We start from the raw sequence: 17,265 nt of genomic DNA, 5'->3' as shown, positions 1-17,265 counted from the left end.
CCGGACGCTCGGGCATGCTCTACCGGTCGTGGTTGCGCAACCAGGGCTACGGTGCGGACGTCTTCGACGGCCGCCCGGTCATCGGGATCGCCACCACCTGGTCGGAACTCTCCCCGTGCAACGCCCACCTGGACCGGGTGGCCGAGGCGGTGAAGCGCGGGGTGTGGATGGCGGGAGGTTTCCCGCTGGTGTTCCCCGTGATGTCGACGGGGGAGACGCTGATCCGCCCCACCGCGATGCTGTACCGCAACCTCATGGCGATGCAGGCCGAGGAGCTCATCCGGGGCAACCCCCTCGACGGGGTGGTGTTGCTCTCCGGCTGCGACAAGACCACACCGGCACTGCTGATGGGCGCGGCCAGCGTCGACCTGCCGACGATCATGGTGACCGGTGGCCCGATGCTCAACGGCAAGTTCCGCGGCCAGGACGTCGGCTCGGGGACCCACGTGTGGCGTTTCGAGGCCGAGATGAAGGCCGGACGGATGAGCGCGGCGGAGGGGGCGATGGCCGAGGGGTGCATGGCCCGGTCCAACGGTCACTGCATGACCATGGGCACGGCCTCCACGATGGCCTGCGTGGCCGAGGCTCTGGGGATGCAACTGCCGGGCTCGGCCGCCTGGCCCGCCGTCGACGCCCGCCGCTTCGAGGTCGCCCAGGCGGCCGGCCAGCGCATCGTGGCGATGGTCGAGGAGGACCTGCGCCCGAGTGCGATCATGACCCGCGCGGCGTTCGAGAACGCCATCCGGGCCACCGCCGCCATCGGGGGTTCCACCAACGCGATCGTCCACCTCCTCGCCCTGGCGGGTCGGCTCGGGGTCGACCTCGCGCTGGAGGACTTCGACACCCTGGCCCGCGACGTCCCGACCGTCGTCGACCTGATGCCCTCGGGCCGCTTCCTCATGGAGGACTTCTGCTACGCCGGTGGGCTGCCCGCCGTGCTGCGCGACCTGGCCGAGCACGACCTGCTGAACACCGGGCAGATCACCGTCACGGGCCGACCCCTGGGCGAACTCGTCGCCGACGCCGAGTGCTGGAACCGCGACGTCATCCGGGAGTTCGACGACCCGCTCCTGCCGGCGGGTTCCGGGACGGCCGTCCTGCGCGGGAACCTCTGCCCGCGCGGGGCCGTCCTCAAGCAGTCGGCCGCCTCGCCGCACCTGCTGAAGCACACCGGCCGTGCCGTGGTCTTCGACTCGCCCGAGGCCTACCACGCGGTCTGCGACGACGACGACCTCGACATCACCGCGGACGACGTCATCGTCGTCCGCGGCGCCGGACCGCGGGGGTACCCGGGCATGCCCGAGGTGTCGAACGTCCCGTTGCCCGCGAAGCTCCTGCGCGCGGGGGTGAGCGACATGGTGCGCATCAGCGACGGTCGTATGAGTGGAACCGGTTTCGGGGCGGTCGTCCTGCACGTGGCCCCCGAGGCGGCCCTCGGCGGCCCGCTGGGGCTGCTGCGCACCGGCGACGTCATCACCCTCGACGTCACCGCCCGCCGTCTCGACGTCCACCTCAGCGACGACGAGCTCGCGGCCCGGGAACCGTCGTGGCGCCAGAGCGCCCTCGCCCCCCGGGGTGGCTGGCCGTGGCTCTACGCCGAGCACGTCCTGCAGGCCGACGAGGGCGCCGACCTGGACTTCCTGGTCGGGGGCCGGGGCAGCGACGTCCCCCGCGACTCGCACTGACGACCGAACCCACCCGAGCACCGGAGCACCCCCTCATGACCGACTTGACGCAAGAACCCGCCGCCGTGGACCGGGTCGAGGAACTCCTCACCGCCATGACCCTTGAAGAGAAGCTGGCCCAGCTCGTCGGTCTGTGGGAAGGCCGCGGCGGGACCGGTGAGGGCGGGGACGTCGCGCCCATGCAGGACACCATGCAGGCCGCCGAGGACACCCTGGAGGGTTTCGCCCACCACGGTCTCGGACAGCTGACCCGGGTGTTCGGCACCACCCCCGTCGAACCCGTCGAGCAGGCCCGGGCGCTCATCGCCAAGCAGCGCTGGCTGCAGCGGAACACCCGACTGGGGATCCCCGCCCTGGTGCACGAGGAGTGTCTGACCGGGCTGGCGGCCTGGCGGGCCACGACGTTCCCGGCACCGTTGTCGTGGGGTGCCAGCTTCCACCCCCAACTCGTGCAGGAGGTCGGGGCCGCGATCGGTGCGTCGATGCGCAGCCTCGGGGTGCACCAGGGACTCGCCCCCGTCCTGGACGTGGTGCGCGACGCCCGGTGGGGCCGCGTCGAGGAGTGCATCAGCGAAGACCCCTACGTCGTGGGCACCATCGCGTCCGCCTACGTGCGGGGCGTCCAGTCCACCGGGGTGGTCGCCACCCTCAAGCACTTCGTCGGGTACTCGAACTCCCGCGCGGGTCGCAACCTCGCGCCGGTGCACGCCGGTCCCCGCGAACTGGCCGACGTCCTGCTGCCGCCCTTCGAGATGGCCGTCCTCGACGGGGGCGCGCGGTCCGTCATGAACTCCTACGCCGAGGTCGACGGGGTTCCCGTGGCGGCCGACGAGCAACTGCTCACCGATCTCCTGCGGGAGGAGTGGGGTTTCGCCGGGACCGTCGTCGCCGACTACTTCTCCGTCGCGTTCCTGCAGCGGCTGCACGGGGTCGCGGGATCCCCGGCGGACGCCGCCGCGCAGGCGTTGACCGCGGGGATCGACGTGGAACTCCCCACCGGGGTCGCCTACCTCGGACCGTTGGCCGAAGCCGTCCGGGCCGGCGAGGTCGAGGAGGCCCTCGTCGACCGCGCCCTGCGCCGGGTACTGCGGCAGAAGGCGGAACTGGGGTTGCTCGACCCCGACCACGATCCCGCGGCCGGGATCGACCTCGACCGCATCGACCTCGACCCGCCCCACCACCGCGACCTGGCCCGGGAGCTCGCCGAGGAGTCCGTCGTCCTGCTGTCCAACGACGGGACCCTCCCGCTGCGGGTGCCGGACGGCGGGAACCCCACCCGGGTCTGCGTCGTCGGCCCGAACGCGGACGACACCTCGGCCCTGTTCGGCTGCTACAGCTTCGCCAACCACGTGCTGGCCCAGCACCCCGGAGTCGAACTCGGCCTCGACGTGCAGTCCGTCCTCGCCGCGCTGGACGGGGAGTTCGGGATCGGTGCCGAGATCACGCACGTGCGTGGCGCGGACGTCGACACCGACGACACCAGCGGGTTCGAGGCGGCGGTGGCCGCGGCGGCGCAGGCCGAGGTCTGCGTCGCCGTCGTCGGCGACCGCGCCGGGTTGTTCGGGCGTGGCACCTCGGGGGAGGGCTGCGACGCCGACTCCCTGGAACTCCCCGGTGTCCAGCGCCCCTTCGTCGAGGCCCTGCTCGCCACCGGGACCCCGGTGGTCCTCGTGCTGCTCACCGGTCGCCCCTACGCCGTGGACTGGGCGCTGGAGCGTTGCGCCGCCGTCGTGCAGGCCTTCTTCCCCGGGCAGGAGGGGGCAGGCGCGATCGCCGGGGTCCTCTCGGGCCGGGTGAACCCCTCCGGTCGCCTGCCCGTGTCGCTGCCCCGCTCCGTGGGGGCCCAGCCCTACAGCTACCTGCACCCGAAGCTGGGGGCGGCCAGCCCGGTGTCGAACATCGACACCGCCCCCGTCCGGCCCTTCGGGCACGGTCTCTCCTACACGACCTTCGAGCACGCCGACCTGCGCCTGGCCGCGACCGAGGCCCCCTGCGACGGCTCGGTCGTCGTCACGGTGCGGGTCACCAACACCGGCACCCGGCCGGGGGCCGACGTCGTCCAGCTCTACGGCAGCGACCCCGTCGCGTCGGTGACCCGCCCCGTGGTCCAGCTCCTGGGCTACGCGCGGGTGCACCTGGAGGCCGGGGCGAGCGTCGACGTCACCCTCGACGTCCCGACGCAGCGCCTCGCGTTCTCCGACCGGCGCCTGGTGCGGGTCGTCGAACCCGGCCGCATCGACCTCTTCGTGGGGCGTGACTGCGCCACCCCGGAGCTCGAGGCCGTCGTCGACCTCGTGGGCGCGGTCCACGAGGTCACCGCCGCCGACCGCCGCCTCGTCGAGGTCGGCGTGACGCCGTGAGCACCAGGTCAGACCGGGGGAGGACCCGGAGGGAGGAAGCGCACGGTCAGACCGTCGCGGTCCACGACGCTCCCCCCGGGGCCTCCCGGTCGTCCACCCCGGGCCACGACGAGTTCCGCCGCCGCCGCAGGGTCCGCCACCGTCAGCCCGACCACGCGCAACCCCAGGCGGTGGTCGTCGACGTCCGCGGGGGCGTCCAGCGGTTCCACCGCGTAGGAGAACACCTCCAGCACACCGCTCCCGGCCGCGAGGTAGCTGCGCACGTAACCGCGCTCGTCGTCCGGGTGGGGAACCTGCCCCAGCCGACCCAGGCCCAGACCGTCGGCCCAGGTCGCCAACGCGGCGGTCAGGTCGGACACGGTGGTGGCCGCGTGGTCGAGGGTGGGTCCGGCGCCGCCGGGGGTGCGCAGGCGGTGACGGTCCACGAGTTCCTCGTCCCAGACCTCGGTGTAGCGGAGTTCCCCGGAGACCAGCTCCACCAGGGCACCGTCGGGATCGCGGAAGAAGACGATCCGCACGTCGCCCAGGGCCGTCATCGGGGCGATGGTGAACTCGACCCCGTGCCGACGCAACCGGTCGGCCCACCGGTCGACGTCGTCCACCGTGAAACCGACGTGGCGGAAACCTCTCTGGTGGTTGACCGTCTGCCAACCGCCGAGGTCCCCGCCCTCCACCCGGACCAGCCGCACCAACCCGGGACCGGCCGCGAGCCAGGCCTCGTCCCGGGTCCAGGCGTGTCGCAGGGCGGGCTGCAGGCCCAGGGTCTCGACGTGGAACTCGAGGCTGCGGGCGAGGTCGGAGACCCCGAGTTCGACGTGGTGCAGTTCGACGGGTGCTTCGGTCATGAACTCACTGGACCGCGTCCAGCGGTCCTCGGCAACCCGGAGGAACGTCCGTGACCCTCGCTCTCGTCGTCCGCTTCGACCTCCCCGACGCTGCTGCAGCGCGACGTTTCGACGCCCTGCTGGGGGCCGCCCTGCCCGCCGTGGCCCAGGAACCGGGGACCCTCCTCTACCTCCCGCACACCAGTCCCTCGGATCCGCTGCTCCGGCTGGTCTACGCGGTCTACACCGATCACCCCGCTCACGAACGGCACAACGCCGCCCCGGCGATGGCGGAGTTCCTGCGGGAACTCCCGGGCCTCGAGGCCGTCGTCCGGGTGGAAGAACTCGTGCCCACCCCCTCCTGAGGAGATCCCTTGTCGAACGACAGCACCGCCCCCCGCGTCGCGTCCCCGGCGGCCACCCGTCCCGACCTCGCGGACCGCTACGCCCACCGCCTCGCCTCGAGCGAGGTCACCGTCCTCGGCCCCGACGGCGCCCCGTTCGCCGACCGGGAGGTGACGGTGTCGCAACGACGCCACGAGTTCCTCTTCGGCTGCATCGGTTTCGACTTCATCGCCCACGCCAACGGGGAGGACCCCACCGCCGTCGCGGGTTCCTCGTCCTTCTTCGGGTCCTCGGCCCCGGCCGAACAGGTCGAGGACCTCGCGCACGCGTGGTTCGAGCTGTTCAACACCACGACCCTGCCGTTCTACTGGGGGGAGTTCGAACCCCGGCGCGGGCAGCCCGGGACGCGACGACTGCTGCAGACCGCCCGGTGGTTCGCCGACCGCGGCGTCACCGTGAAGGGCCATCCGCTGACCTGGCACACCGCGGCCCCGGACTGGCTCCTCGATCTCCCGACCGCCGACGTCGTCGAGGCGCAACGGGCGCGCATCCGTCGCGAGGTGGGTGACTTCGCCGGCCTCGTGGACACCTGGGACGTGGTCAACGAGTCGGTGATCATGCCGGTCTACGACAAGTACGACAACGGCCTCACCCGGGTCGCCCGGGACCACGGGCGGACCGCGACGCTGGCGATGGCCTTCGCGGAGGCCCGCGACGCCAATCCCGGGGCCACGTTGCTGCTCAACGACTTCGACATGTCCCCCGCCTACGAGCGGGTGATCGAGGAGGCTCTGGAGGCCGGTGTCGGCATCGACGTCCTCGGGTTGCAGAGCCACATGCACAAGGGCTACTGGGGCGAGGAGCGGACGCTCGAGGTCCTCGGTCGCTTCTCCCGGTTCGGCCTCCCGCTGCACTTCACCGAGAACACCCTGGTGTCGGGGGAGCTCATGCCGGCGGAGATCGGCGACCTCAACGACCACCAGGTCGAGCACTGGCCGTCCACCCCCGAGGGGGAGGAACGACAGGCCGACGAGATCGTCCGGCACGTCACGACCCTGGTGTCCCACCCCGCGGTCGGGGCGATCAACTACTGGGGTCTCAGCGACGCGACCACCTGGCTCGGCGCACCGGTCGGTCTCGTCCGCGCCGACGGGACGCGCAAACCGTCCTACGAGGCGTTGCACGGACTGGTCAAGGGGCAGTGGTGGCTGTCTCCGACGACGGTGCGGACCGATGCGCGCGGGCGGGTGCAGGTCCACGGGTTCCGCGGTGGCTACGAGGTCGCCGCGGCCGGGGCCACCGCGGGTGTCGTCCTCGACGGGCGTTCCCCCTCGACCACGGCCCGACTCGGCGGCGGGAGCGACCGGTGACGACCGGACCGCTGCCGGTCCAGGAGATCCACGGGTTCAACTACGCCGGCTCCTGGGGGACCTCGGGGCTCGACCTGTGGCAGCACCACGACCACGGCCTGATGGCGGTGGAGGTGTCCCGGGGCAAGGCGGCCTTCCCCGGCTGGAACACCGCCCGCTGGTGGTTGTCCCACGAGGCCCACCAGCGCCACCCGGAACGGTTCCTCGCCAACTTCGAGGCCGGTCTGGGGATCTTCGCCGCCCACGGGATCGCCGTGGTCCCGGTGCTGTTCAACCGGTGGCGGGACCCGGTGTGCGACTTCGGCGGTGTTCCCCTGGACCACCTGCTGCCGCACGCCAGTGCCTGGACCCGGACCGACGACCTCTTCGCGGACGCGGCGGCGGACGGCCCGGACGTGGCCGCCGTGCAACGGCTGTTCCGCCGCTACCTGGTCGACGTCGTCTCGGCCCACGCCGACGACGCGCGCATCCGGTTGTGGGACCTCTGCAACGAGCCGCTCATGGGCGCCTACGTCCACGACGAGCGGAGCCCGCTGCGGATCGCGGAGCTCCGGTGGCTCACGTGGTGCCGCGAGGTGGTCCTGGCGTCCGGGGCGCGCCAGCCGCTGACCGTGGGCAACTACGCCGAGGTGGCCGCGCTGCGGGCCACCGAGCCGCTCAGCGACGTCCTGGGGTTCCACCCCTACTGGATGTGGCAGGGCATCGGGCCGGAGACGGGCGTGCACACCCACGAGGGGTTCGAGTCCTACCTGGACGAGTGCGTGGGCTTCGCCCGGTCCGTCGGCAAGGAGCTCTACGCGAGCGAGACCGTCTGGGGTGCGCGGGACGACGCCAAGCACGTCGAGGTCATGCGCTACACCCTGTCCCGGCTGGCGGAACGGGGGATCGGGTACACCGTCCACGCCCTGCACCACAGCGGGGTCGCGGACCTGCACCGCGACAGCCACGGACCCGTGGGTCACCCGGAGTGGCTGCACTTCCTCGACGCCGACGGCAGCCTGCGCCCCGGCCACGAGGCGTTCAACGACTTCGGGCCGGCGCCGGACCGTGGGTAGCCTGCGGGCGTGGAGATCCGCGAGTTCACCGACGCCGACTGGGCGCAGATCTGGCCGTTCTTCGACGAGATCGTCGCCGAGGAGGAGACCTACGCCTACCCCCGCGGTCTGACCTCGGAGCGCGCGCGCGACCTCTGGGTCGAGTCCCCGCCGGGGGTGACGGTGGTGGCGCTCGAGGACGGGCAGGTGCTCGGCACCGCGAAGACGGGGCCGAACCGGCCGGGTCCCGGGGCCCACGTCGCCACCGCGAGTTTCATGGTCTCGCCCGCCGCGCGCGGTCGCGGCGTCGGACGCGCCCTCGGTGAGCACGTCCTCGCCCTCGCCGCGTTCCGCGGGTACCGCGCCATGCAGTTCAACGCCGTCGTCGAGACGAACACCGCGGCGGTCGCGTTGTGGCGCTCGCTGGGGATGAGCATCGTCGGCACCGTTCCCGAGGCCTTCGACCACCCCGAGCACGGTCTCGTCGGCCTGCACGTCATGCACCGCTTCCTCGTCGAGGACTGACCCCGCTCCGGCGCGGACCCTCGGGCGTTACGGTGGCCTCCCGCACCGGCGAGGGCGCCGGCCCAGCACAGGAGTCGACGTGAACCCCACCGCCCGCACCTCCGCTCTGACCCTCGGGCCGGAGGGGTTCCTCGCCGACGGGCGTCCCCACCGGTTGTTGTCCGGTGCGCTGCACTACTTCCGCGTCCACCCCGCCCAGTGGCGCGACCGGTTGCGGTCGGTGCGTCAACTGGGGCTGAACACGGTGGAGACCTACGTGCCGTGGGACCTGCACGCCCCACGACGCGGGGAGTTCCGCACCGACGGGTCCTGCGACCTCGCGGGGTTCCTCGACGCGGCGGCCGCGGAGGACCTCGACGTGGTCGTCCGGCCGGGTCCCTACATCTGCGCCGAGTGGACCAACGGCGGGTTGCCGGTCTGGCTCACCCGTTCCGGGGTCCGGCTGCGCATCGACGACCCGGACTACCTCGAGGCCGTCGACGAGTTCCTGACCCGGGTCTACGAGGTGGTCGCTCCCCGGCAGGCCGACCGGGGCGGACGGGTCGTCCTGGTCCAGGTGGAGAACGAGTACGGCGCCTACGAGACCGGTTCCGGCGCAGCGGACAGCGCCGCGACGGACAGCGCCGCCCGGACCGCCTACCTGGAACACCTGGTGGCCACCACGCGCCGCTGCGGGATCACCGTGCCGCTGACGACCGTGGACCAGCCCACCGACGGGATGCTGGCCGCGGGGACCCTGCCCGGACTGCTGACGACGGGGTCCTTCGGCGGCCGGGCGGCCGAGCGGCTGGACACCCTGCGCCGCCACCAGCCCGAGGGACCGCTGGTCTGCTCGGAGTTCTGGGTCGGCTGGTTCGACCACTGGGGTTCCCACCACCGGACGACGCCCCCGGAGGCGGCCGTCGCCGAACTGACGACGATGCTGGAACGCGGTGCCGGGGTGAACGTCTACGTCGTGCACGGGGGCACGAACTTCGGGTTCACCAGCGGCGCCAACGACAAGGGCACCTACCAGGCGACGACGACGTCCTACGACTACGACGCGCTCCTCGACGAGGCCGGCCGGCCCACGCCGAAGTACTGGGCGTTCCGCGAGGTCCTCGGCGGGTACGTCGAACTCGGTGCCGACGTGCCGTCGCCGGCGCGGCCGGCGCCGGTCCTGCGGGCTCCGCTCGTCGGTGCGCTCCCGCTGGTGGAGGCCGTGGACGGTCTCGAGCCGGTGGCGGGGGAGGAGGTCCCGTTCCTCGACGACCTGGCGACGGAGAGCGGGGTGCCCGCCCCCTTCGCGTGGGTCAGCGCCACCTCGCCCGGGTCCCCGGGGCCGACCGTCCTGCACGTGGGCGAGGTGCGCGACCGCCTCACCGTGCTGCTCGACGGGGTGCGGCTGGGCACCCTGTTCCGGGAGGACCACGACACCACGCTCGCCCTCCCGCCGCACCCCGCCGGCGCCCGGCTCGACCTGGTCCTCGAGGACGCGGGCCGGGTGAACTACGGTCCGCGCCTCGGCGAGCCCAAGGGCGTCGTCGGCCCCGTCCGCGTCGGGGACGCGGCGGTGCGCGACCTCCGGGTGCAGGCGCTGGACCCGGACCGGCTGGCGATCGCCTCGGCGGGGCGGACGGGTGCGGTGACGTTCCTCGCCGGGCCGGTGCTCGCCCGCGCGGAGCTGGAGGTGGCGGAGCCCGTCGACCTCTTCCTGGACACGGCCGGCTGGGGTCGCGGGGTCGTCTGGGTCAACGGGTTCTGCCTGGGGCGCTACTGGCGGCGCGGACCGCAGCGGACGCTCTACGTCCCGGGGCCGGTCCTGCGGGCGGGGACCAACGACGTGACGGTCCTGGAACTCGACGCCGCCGCGGACCCGTGGGTCCGCACGCTGCCCGACCTGGACCTCGGCCACACCGAGGAGTAGCCACCCACTCTGCTCCGCCCGTCCTGCCCCTCGTCGCGATGCCCTACGCTGACGGGACCATCCAGAGCGGCCGAGAGACCTGGCTCGTCGACGCCGCAGCAACCCCCACGCCCTCACCGGCGGGGAGGGTGCTCATGCCAGGACCGATGGGAGGAAAGAGTGGGTTACGCCGGCGACCTCACCCCGCGTGAGGCCTTCGACCTGGTCCGGGACACCCCGGACGCGGTCCTCGTGGACGTCCGCACCGACGCCGAATGGCGATTCGTCGGGGTTCCCGACACCAGCGGGACCGGCCGGGAGCCGGTCCTCGTGTCCTGGCTCCCGGTCGACCCGCCGCGGTTCCTGGCCGAACTCGCCGCCGCGGGGATCACCCCGGGAGCGGGCGCGCCCGTCGTGTTCCTGTGCCGCTCCGGGCAGCGTTCCGTCGGTGCGGCCGAGGCCGCCACCGCCGCCGGGATCGCGCCCAGCTACAACGTCCTCGAAGGGTTCGAGGGTCCGCTGGACGACGCCGGTCACCGCGGTGCGGTGGGTTGGCGCGCTGCGGGCCTGCCCTGGCGCCAGTCGTGAGCGAGGGCTGGCGCCCGGACACCACCGCCGTCCGCGGCGGCCTCGTCCGGTCGCAGTTCGAGGAGACCGCCGAGGCCATGTACCTCACGTCGGGGTACACCTACGCGACCGCGGCCGACGCCGAGGCCGCGTTCACGGGCGACGTCGACCGCTACGTCTACTCCCGCTACGGGAACCCGACGGTGTCGGTGTTCACGGAACGGCTGCGGCAGCTCGAGGGGGCGCAGGCCTGCTACGGCCTCGCCAGCGGGATGTCCGCGGTGTTCTACGCCCTCGCCGCGCTCCTCGGCGCGGGTGACCGGGTGGTGGCGGCCCGGAGCCTCTTCGGCTCCTGCTTCGTGATCCTCGACGAGATCCTCCCCCGGTGGGGCGTCACCACGGAGTTCGTCGACGGCGAGGACCTGGCGCAGTGGGAACGCGCGCTCTCGACCCCGGCGCAGGCGGTGTTCTTCGAGACCCCGGCGAACCCGATGCAGACCCTCGTCGACATCGCCGCGGTGAGCGAACTCGCGCACGCCGCGGGGGCGACCGTCGTGGTCGACAACGCCTTCGCCAGTCCCGTCGGCCAGCACCCGCTGGAGTTCGGGGCCGACGTCGTCGTGTACTCCGCGACCAAGCACATCGACGGCCAGGGCCGGGTGATGGGCGGCGCGGTCCTCGGGACCTCGGAGTTCATCGACGGCAGGTTCCGTGAACTCACCCGGCACACCGGGCCGACGCTCAGTCCGTTCAACGCGTGGACCCTGGCGAAGGGCCTGGAGACCATGAGCCTGCGGGTGCGGCACGCGGCGGCCACCACCCTGCGCCTCGCGGAGCACCTGGAGCAGTCCCCGGGGGTGCGCTGGGTCCGTCACCCGATGCTGGTCAGCCACCCGCAGTTCGACCTGGCGAAGCGGCAGATGGAACTCGGCGGGACGGTCCTCACGTTCGAGCTCGACGCCCCGCGCGGGCGCGGCAAGGACCGAGCCTTCGAGGTCCTCGACGCCCTGCGGATCGTGGACATCTCCAACAACCTCGGCGACGCCAAGTCGCTCGCCACCCACCCCGCCACGACGACGCACCGTCGTCTGGGGGCCGAAGGCCGTGCCGCCATCGGTCTGACCGACGGGGTGCTGCGGTTGTCGGTGGGCCTGGAGGACCCCGACGACCTGCTGGAAGACCTCGACCGCGCGTTGCGCGCGAAACCCTGATCGGAGAACCCCTGTGACCGAGCGTCAGATCCCCGTCTCCCACGCCGGGAGCCTGCCCCGCACCCCGGAACTCATCGCCGCGAACGAGGCCCGCCGCATCGGCGACGACGGTTTCACCCTCGAACGCACCCCCGAGTTCGACGCCCTGCTGACCGACGCGGTCGTGGACCTGGTGAAGCGCCAGGAGGCCCTCGGCGTCACCATCGTCGGTGACGGCGAGTACGGCAAGGCCATGTCCAGCGCCGTCGACTACGGCGCCTGGTGGTCCTACTCCTTCCAGCGGGTGTCGGGGCTCGAGGTCACCGGCGAGGACCTGTTCACCCAGCCCGTCGTGCGCTCCGAACCCGGCCACGTGCGGTTGACGAGCTTCCCCGACCGACGCGACTGGGTGACGTTCCGCGAGGCCTACCAGGACCCGGCGTCGGGGATCTCGACGGGCAAGAACGCCACCGCGTTCCCCGCGACGGTCGGGCCGTTGGCCTACACCGGCCAGACGGCCATCGCCTCCGACATCGCCAACCTCAAGGCCGGTCTCGCCGCGGCCGGGGTCACCGAGGGGTTCATCACCTCGCTCTCCCCGGGCAGCGGGGCGCGCATCGCGAACCGCCACTACGCGACCGAGGAGGAACACATCTGGGCGTGGGCGGACGTGCTGCGCGAGGAGTACCGGGCGGTCGTCGAGGCCGGGCTCACCCTGCAGATCGACGACCCCTCCATCGCGGAGAACTTCGACCAGATCAACCCCGAACCCTCCATCGAGGACTACCGCGCGTTCACCCGCATCCGGGTCGAGGCGCTGAACCACGCCCTGCGCGGTCTGCCGACCGAGCAGATCCGCTTCCACCTCTGCTGGGGTTCCTGGCACGGCCCGCACACCACCGACGTCGAGTTCAAGCACATCGTCGACCTCATGCTGGAGATCAACGCGGGGTCCTACTCGTTCGAGGCCGCCAACGTGCGCCACGAGCACGAGTGGAAGGTCTGGAAGGACGTGGCGCTGCCCGCGGGCAAGAAGATCGTCCCCGGCATCGTGAGCCACGCGACGAACGTCGTGGAGCACCCTGAACTCGTGGCCGACCGCATCGAGCGGTTCGCCTCGGTCGTCGGCCCCGAGAACGTCGTGGCCTCCACCGACTGCGGTCTCGGCGGGCGCATCCACCCGCAGATCGCGGTCGCCAAGCTCGCGACCCTCGGCGAGGGTGCGCGACTCGCAGGCGAACGACTCTTCGGGTGAGTCCCCGGTGACCCGGGACCGGGCCTCGGGGGAGGCCGCCGCGTGGGCGTTGTGGCAGGACTCCCCGTGGGGCCGGCTGCGCTACCGCGTCGTCGCCCGGGTTCTGCAGGAGTGGTGCGCGGACCTCGGCGAGGGGCCGCTGCGGGTGCTCGACGCGGGCGGGGGCGACGGTCGCGACGCCGTCCAGTTCGCCCTCGCCGGGCACTCCGTCACGGTGCTCGACCGCTCCCCGGAGATGCTCGCGCTGGCCCGGGCGGCCGCCGCCGCCGCCGGCGTGGGGGACCGCCTGCACACCGTCGCGGCCGACCTGGAGGACCTCACGGCCCTGGCCGCGCTGACCCGCCACCGCGAGGGCGGTTCGGGGTCCTTCGACGTCGTCCTCTGCCACGACGTGCTGCAGCACCGGGAGTCCCCGGGCCAGGTGCGGGCCGACGTCGCGACGCTGGTCTCCTCGGCGCGCCCCGGCGGCCTGGTGTCGTTGCTGGCGCCGAACCCCGCCGCCGACGTCGTCGCGAGCGTCCTGCGCGAGGGGCCCGCCGCGGCCTGGGTCGCGCTCGACGGGGAACGCGCGCTGGACCCGGGCACGGGTCACACCGCGCTGCGGCTGTCCCCGGAGTTCGTCGAGGACGCGCTGGCGGCGGTCGGCTGCGACGTGACGCGACGGGCCGGGGTCCTCGCGGTGACGACGTTGCTCGAGGAGTCCGACCGGGTCGACGACCGGGTGGCCGCCGACCTGGAGGAACTCGAGGTCGAACTCAGTCGACGCGAACAGTTCCGCGGTGCGGCGCGCTACTGGCTGCTCGGGGGCCGACGACGCTGACCGGTCCGTGCGGCCGGGTCGCGGTCAGCAGGGACGCTGCGATCCGGTCGTTGAGCCGGAAGAACCCGGCGTCCACGCCGGGACGGGCGAACGCCGCCGCCCAGCCACCACCCGCGACCCACGGGCCGACGGCGTAGCGGTGCGGGTGCACGGAACCGTCCGTGGCGACCAGGCGCTGGTCCGGGTCGACGACGAGACGACCGTTGCCGATCTCGGTCACCTCCCCGCGAGCGGCCAGTCCGGCCAGCAGCGGGTCCGCGCTGTCGGCGATGCTGGGCGTGGGCAACCGCGCGTCGACCAGGACCCGCGCCGAGATCCCGGCCGGTGAGTTCCCCGACCGGGCGCTCCAGCACCGGCCGACCTCGTCCGCCCGCACCTGCACGTCACCGCCGAGGAAGCGGACGACCCCGGCGTCGGCCAGGGCGAGGAGTTCGCGCAGCCGCTGCGGGGGCGGGCCGGAGGCGACGTAGCTGAAGAACCCGTGCCACCACCCGTCGACCTCGAGGGTCGACTCCTCGTCGAGCAGGCCGCGGTGGGCGAGCCCGGCGACGGTGACGTAGCAGGACAGCAACGCGAAGAACACGGCGGCGTCCATGCTGCGGGCCGGGTCGCCCCGGCGTTCCACGTCCGCGGCGACGTGCGCGCGGACCCGGTCGTGGACCTCCTGCGCCGACGTCGCCCGCCACCCGTCCAGCGGCCGGTCGAGGCGGCCCAGGTCGAGGCGGTCCGCGGGGTCGGGCACCGCGGTCGCCACCAGGTCGTCGAGTTCCGCGCTGCCCCAGGCGGCGGCCGCGAACCGGGTCTCGAACTCCGTGCGGGCCAGTGCCGTGCGCTCCGGGTGGGCGCGGAACAGTTCGTGGTAGTGCGCCCCCGCCAGTTCCTTCGCCGCGACCGGCCACAGGTCGGCCCGCAGGTTCAGCGGCCGCGTCGAGCCCAGGAACGGCTCCGCCGTGAAGAACCGGGGGAGCGGCGGACGTTCGTCGAGGACGTAGGTGATCTTCGAGCGGTACGGAACCCCTCGCCGGCTGCCCACGTGCAGCACGGGTTCACGGCCGCTGCGGTGGTAGACGAGTCCGTCGGGTCCCTCCGAGAACCGCCCGCCCCGACCCTGTCCGACGAGCACCGCGAGGTCGACGAAGGCCAACCCCATCCCCGCCACGATCACGTCGGCGCCCGGGGGCAACCTCACCTCGTCCTCCGTGAGACCGAGGTCGCTGGTGTACCCGGGGGCGACGTAACCCAGTCCGTGCCGGTCCGCGAACTCCTGCGCGGTGACCTCCCGCGCGCCGGGGACGACGTCCGGGTGGCCCTGCGCGAGGACCACCGCGTCGACGTCGAGCGTCCCGCCGTCCTCGAGCACCACCTGCCGGCCGCGCAGGTCGACCGCCCGGGTGCGGTGCACGTGCACGCGCAGGTTCGCCGGCAGCCCCGCGAGCGTCCGGTCCCACGCCCAGGAGAGGTAGCGGCTGCCCAGCGCCCGGGAGACGAACGTGCCCTCCTGCACCCCCAGCACCTCGCGGTGGAGTTCCACCTCGCCCGCGGCCTCGAACTCCGCGGCCAGGTCGTCCCGGTGCTCGTCCAGCCAGGCGAACAGCGTCGGCCCGGTGCGCACCGGGCCGGGCAGCACCGAGGAGTCGTCGGGCAGGACCGTGACGTCGGCCGCGCGGGAGTTCATCCACAGCAGCGGGTGCTGGTCGGCCCGCCAGATCCGTCCCGCCCCCGGCGGGTGGGGGTCGACGACGTGGACGTCGACGACCCGGGTCGGGTCGTCGAGGACGCGGGCGGACAACCGGTCGAGGACGCCGAGGGTCCGGGGACCGGCCCCGACCAGGCAGAGGGAGAGGTCGTCGTCGGACGGGGTGCGCAGGGACAGGCTCACGTGGGCTCCAGAGGAGAGATCCGGTGGGGGACTCGTCCTCAGGAACAGGTGGCGCCGTGGGTGCGGCACAGGTCGACGTGGCGACGGCGCACCAGTCGCCCGTTCGTCGCTCCCGCGGTCCGCACGGCTCCAGGGTAGGCGTCGCGACCCCGTCCGCCCAGCCGACCTCGGTCGACGGGACACACCGCTGCGGTCGCAGGGTCAGCGACGGTGGCCGAGGACGAACGTGCGGATCGCGGTGACGGCCGCACCGCGGGCCCACTCGGTGAAGCCCGTGGGCTGGACGTCGATGTCGAGCCGGGAGGCGAAGGGACTGCGGTGCTCGCGGATCCCCGCCCACAGCGCGTCCTGCCCGACGACGGCGAGGCGGATCCCCTCACCGGACAGGATCAGCTTCTCCGGCATGGTGAGGTTCCCGATCGCCGCGACCAGCGTCCCCAGGGCGTGCGCGGAATCGTCGACGATGCGCCGGGCCAGCGGGTCCCCGCCGTCGGCGAGGTCGAGGACCTCCTCGTAGCGGACCGGTCGACGCAGCGCGGCCGCGGCCCGGGCCTCCACGGCGGCGACGGTGAGCAGGGCGTCGGCGCAGCCCTGGTGCCCCAGCGGGCACAGCGGCCCACCGGGCAGCAGGGGGAAGTGACCGAGCAACCCCACGCCCGCGTCGGGTCGGTCCACGATCTCGTCGTGGACGACCAGGCCGTACCCGAGGCCCTCACCGATCGTCAGCACCGCGAAGTGCCGGCACCGTCGGGCCGTCCCGAACCACTGCTCCGCGCGGGTGAAGGACAGCAGGTCGTTGTCGACGACGACGGGCAGTCCGAGCTGCTCCTCCAGCACGGGACCCAGCGGGACGTCCTTCCAGCCGAGGAAGCTGGCGTTCAGCACGTGCCCGCCCTCGCCGACCAGACCGCCGAGGCTCACCCCCACGGCCCGCAGGGAGGCCTTCGCCCCGTGCTCGGCCAGCAGCGACCGGACGAGCCCGACGACGGTGGCGACCACCGCCTCGGGTGAGGTGTCGCCGAGGACGGCCTCGTCACTGGCCAGCACCGTGGCCCGCAACGAGGTGAGGACGGCGTGCGCGGTGCGGGCGGTGAGCTTCACCCCGACGAAGAGGTGGGAGTGCTCGTCGACGTCCATCGGGCGGGTGGGTCGCCCCGTCACGGGGTCGTAGGCGCTGCCGGTCTCCTGCAGCAACCCGGAGTCGAGCAGGGGTTTCGACAGCCGGGTCAGGGTCCCGGCCGAGAGGTCGAGGCGGCGGGCGAGCTCGCTGCGCGGCAGGGGTCCGTCGAGCAGGACCTCGAGGGCGATGCTGTGGGCGGTCCCGGTCAGAGGCGTCCAGGACACCGTGGACGGGGTGGTGCGAGGCGGTGCGTCCACGTCCTGCCCTCTCGTCGTCGTGAGTGTTGGAGTGAAACCTACCCGAGGGTCTTGCGTCGAGGAGTCGCCACGCTGGACGGGTGATTGACGCCGTGGAGCTTTCAGCGTAGAAGTGTCACCGTCCCGCCACACCGACGTGCCCGACGGAG

General features: G+C 73.1%; 14 protein-coding genes and 1 riboswitch. Of the genes, 11 read left to right on the top strand and 3 right to left on the bottom strand.

Features of this window, described 5'->3' with window-relative positions:
- The first annotated feature begins 14 nt into the window (after positions 1–14).
- Together ACFQ46_RS15760 and ACFQ46_RS15755 are read left to right on the top strand one after the other, a co-directional pair.
- Entirely contained in the window at positions 15–1,685 is a 1,671-nt protein-coding gene (locus ACFQ46_RS15760) for an IlvD/Edd family dehydratase (protein WP_380260450.1), read from the top strand.
- A 35-nt stretch (positions 1,686–1,720) separates the two neighbouring features.
- Positions 1,721–4,045, top strand: a complete 2,325-nt coding sequence (locus ACFQ46_RS15755; RefSeq protein ID WP_380260318.1) for a glycoside hydrolase family 3 N-terminal domain-containing protein — start codon at positions 1,721–1,723, stop codon at positions 4,043–4,045.
- Between the two features lie 8 nt (positions 4,046–4,053).
- Here the strand turns inward: ACFQ46_RS15755 and ACFQ46_RS15750 are convergent, their stop codons facing one another.
- Positions 4,054–4,890: a VOC family protein gene (locus ACFQ46_RS15750; protein WP_380260317.1), complete on the bottom strand. Its 837-nt coding sequence runs from the start codon at positions 4,888–4,890 to the stop codon at positions 4,054–4,056.
- Positions 4,891–4,940: 50 nt separating this feature from the next.
- On the opposite strand from ACFQ46_RS15750, the gene ACFQ46_RS15745 reads away from it, so the two are divergent.
- From ACFQ46_RS15745 to ACFQ46_RS15705, 9 genes are all read left to right on the top strand, one after another.
- The gene (locus ACFQ46_RS15745; protein ID WP_380260316.1) at positions 4,941–5,234 is read left to right on the top strand and encodes a putative quinol monooxygenase; all 294 of its coding nucleotides are present in this window, start codon (positions 4,941–4,943) and stop codon (positions 5,232–5,234) included.
- Between the two features lie 9 nt (positions 5,235–5,243).
- Positions 5,244–6,584, top strand: a complete 1,341-nt coding sequence (locus tag ACFQ46_RS15740) for an endo-1,4-beta-xylanase (protein ID WP_380260315.1) — start codon at positions 5,244–5,246, stop codon at positions 6,582–6,584.
- Positions 6,581–7,639: a hypothetical protein gene (locus ACFQ46_RS15735; RefSeq protein ID WP_380260314.1), complete on the top strand. Its 1,059-nt coding sequence runs from the start codon at positions 6,581–6,583 to the stop codon at positions 7,637–7,639. Before ACFQ46_RS15740 ends, ACFQ46_RS15735 begins: the two co-directional genes overlap by 4 nt.
- A 9-nt stretch (positions 7,640–7,648) precedes the next feature.
- On the top strand, positions 7,649–8,143 hold the full coding sequence (locus tag ACFQ46_RS15730) for a GNAT family N-acetyltransferase (protein WP_328295378.1): 495 nt from the start codon (positions 7,649–7,651) through the stop codon (positions 8,141–8,143).
- Positions 8,144–8,222: 79 nt separating this feature from the next.
- Complete coding sequence (locus tag ACFQ46_RS15725; RefSeq protein ID WP_380260313.1) at positions 8,223–10,049, top strand: beta-galactosidase family protein; 1,827 nt, start codon at positions 8,223–8,225, stop codon at positions 10,047–10,049.
- Positions 10,050–10,103: 54 nt separating this feature from the next.
- A riboswitch (SAM riboswitch) is annotated at positions 10,104–10,202 on the top strand.
- Positions 10,203–10,208: 6 nt separating this feature from the next.
- Positions 10,209–10,616 carry a rhodanese-like domain-containing protein gene (locus ACFQ46_RS15720; RefSeq protein ID WP_328295380.1) on the top strand — a complete coding sequence of 136 codons (408 nt, stop codon included), beginning with the start codon at positions 10,209–10,211 and terminating at the stop codon, positions 10,614–10,616.
- Entirely contained in the window at positions 10,613–11,806 is a 1,194-nt protein-coding gene (locus ACFQ46_RS15715; RefSeq protein WP_380260312.1) for an O-succinylhomoserine sulfhydrylase, read from the top strand. The genes ACFQ46_RS15720 and ACFQ46_RS15715 overlap by 4 nt, the downstream gene beginning before the upstream one ends.
- A gap of 13 nt (positions 11,807–11,819) precedes the next feature.
- On the top strand, positions 11,820–13,040 hold the full coding sequence (locus ACFQ46_RS15710; RefSeq protein WP_380260311.1) for a cobalamin-independent methionine synthase II family protein: 1,221 nt from the start codon (positions 11,820–11,822) through the stop codon (positions 13,038–13,040).
- Entirely contained in the window at positions 13,006–13,860 is an 855-nt protein-coding gene (locus ACFQ46_RS15705; protein WP_380260310.1) for a class I SAM-dependent methyltransferase, read from the top strand. The genes ACFQ46_RS15710 and ACFQ46_RS15705 overlap by 35 nt, the downstream gene beginning before the upstream one ends.
- Here ACFQ46_RS15705 and ACFQ46_RS15700 read toward each other — a convergent pair.
- On the bottom strand, positions 13,796–15,739 hold the full coding sequence (locus ACFQ46_RS15700; protein ID WP_380260309.1) for an FAD/NAD(P)-binding protein: 1,944 nt from the start codon (positions 15,737–15,739) through the stop codon (positions 13,796–13,798). The two genes, ACFQ46_RS15705 and ACFQ46_RS15700, sit on opposite strands and share 65 nt — an antisense overlap.
- Positions 15,740–15,940: 201 nt before the next feature.
- Positions 15,941–17,083 (bottom strand): ROK family protein, encoded by a 1,143-nt coding sequence (locus ACFQ46_RS15695; RefSeq protein WP_380260308.1) that lies wholly within the window; start codon positions 17,081–17,083, stop codon positions 15,941–15,943.
- Positions 17,084–17,265 lie beyond the last annotated feature (182 nt).

This window comes from Kineococcus sp. GCM10028916 (assembly GCF_042674865.1).
GTDB lineage: Bacteria > Actinomycetota > Actinomycetes > Actinomycetales > Kineococcaceae > Kineococcus.
Note: the sequence above shows the minus strand (reverse complement) of the source record. Positions and strands in the feature narration are given on the sequence as shown.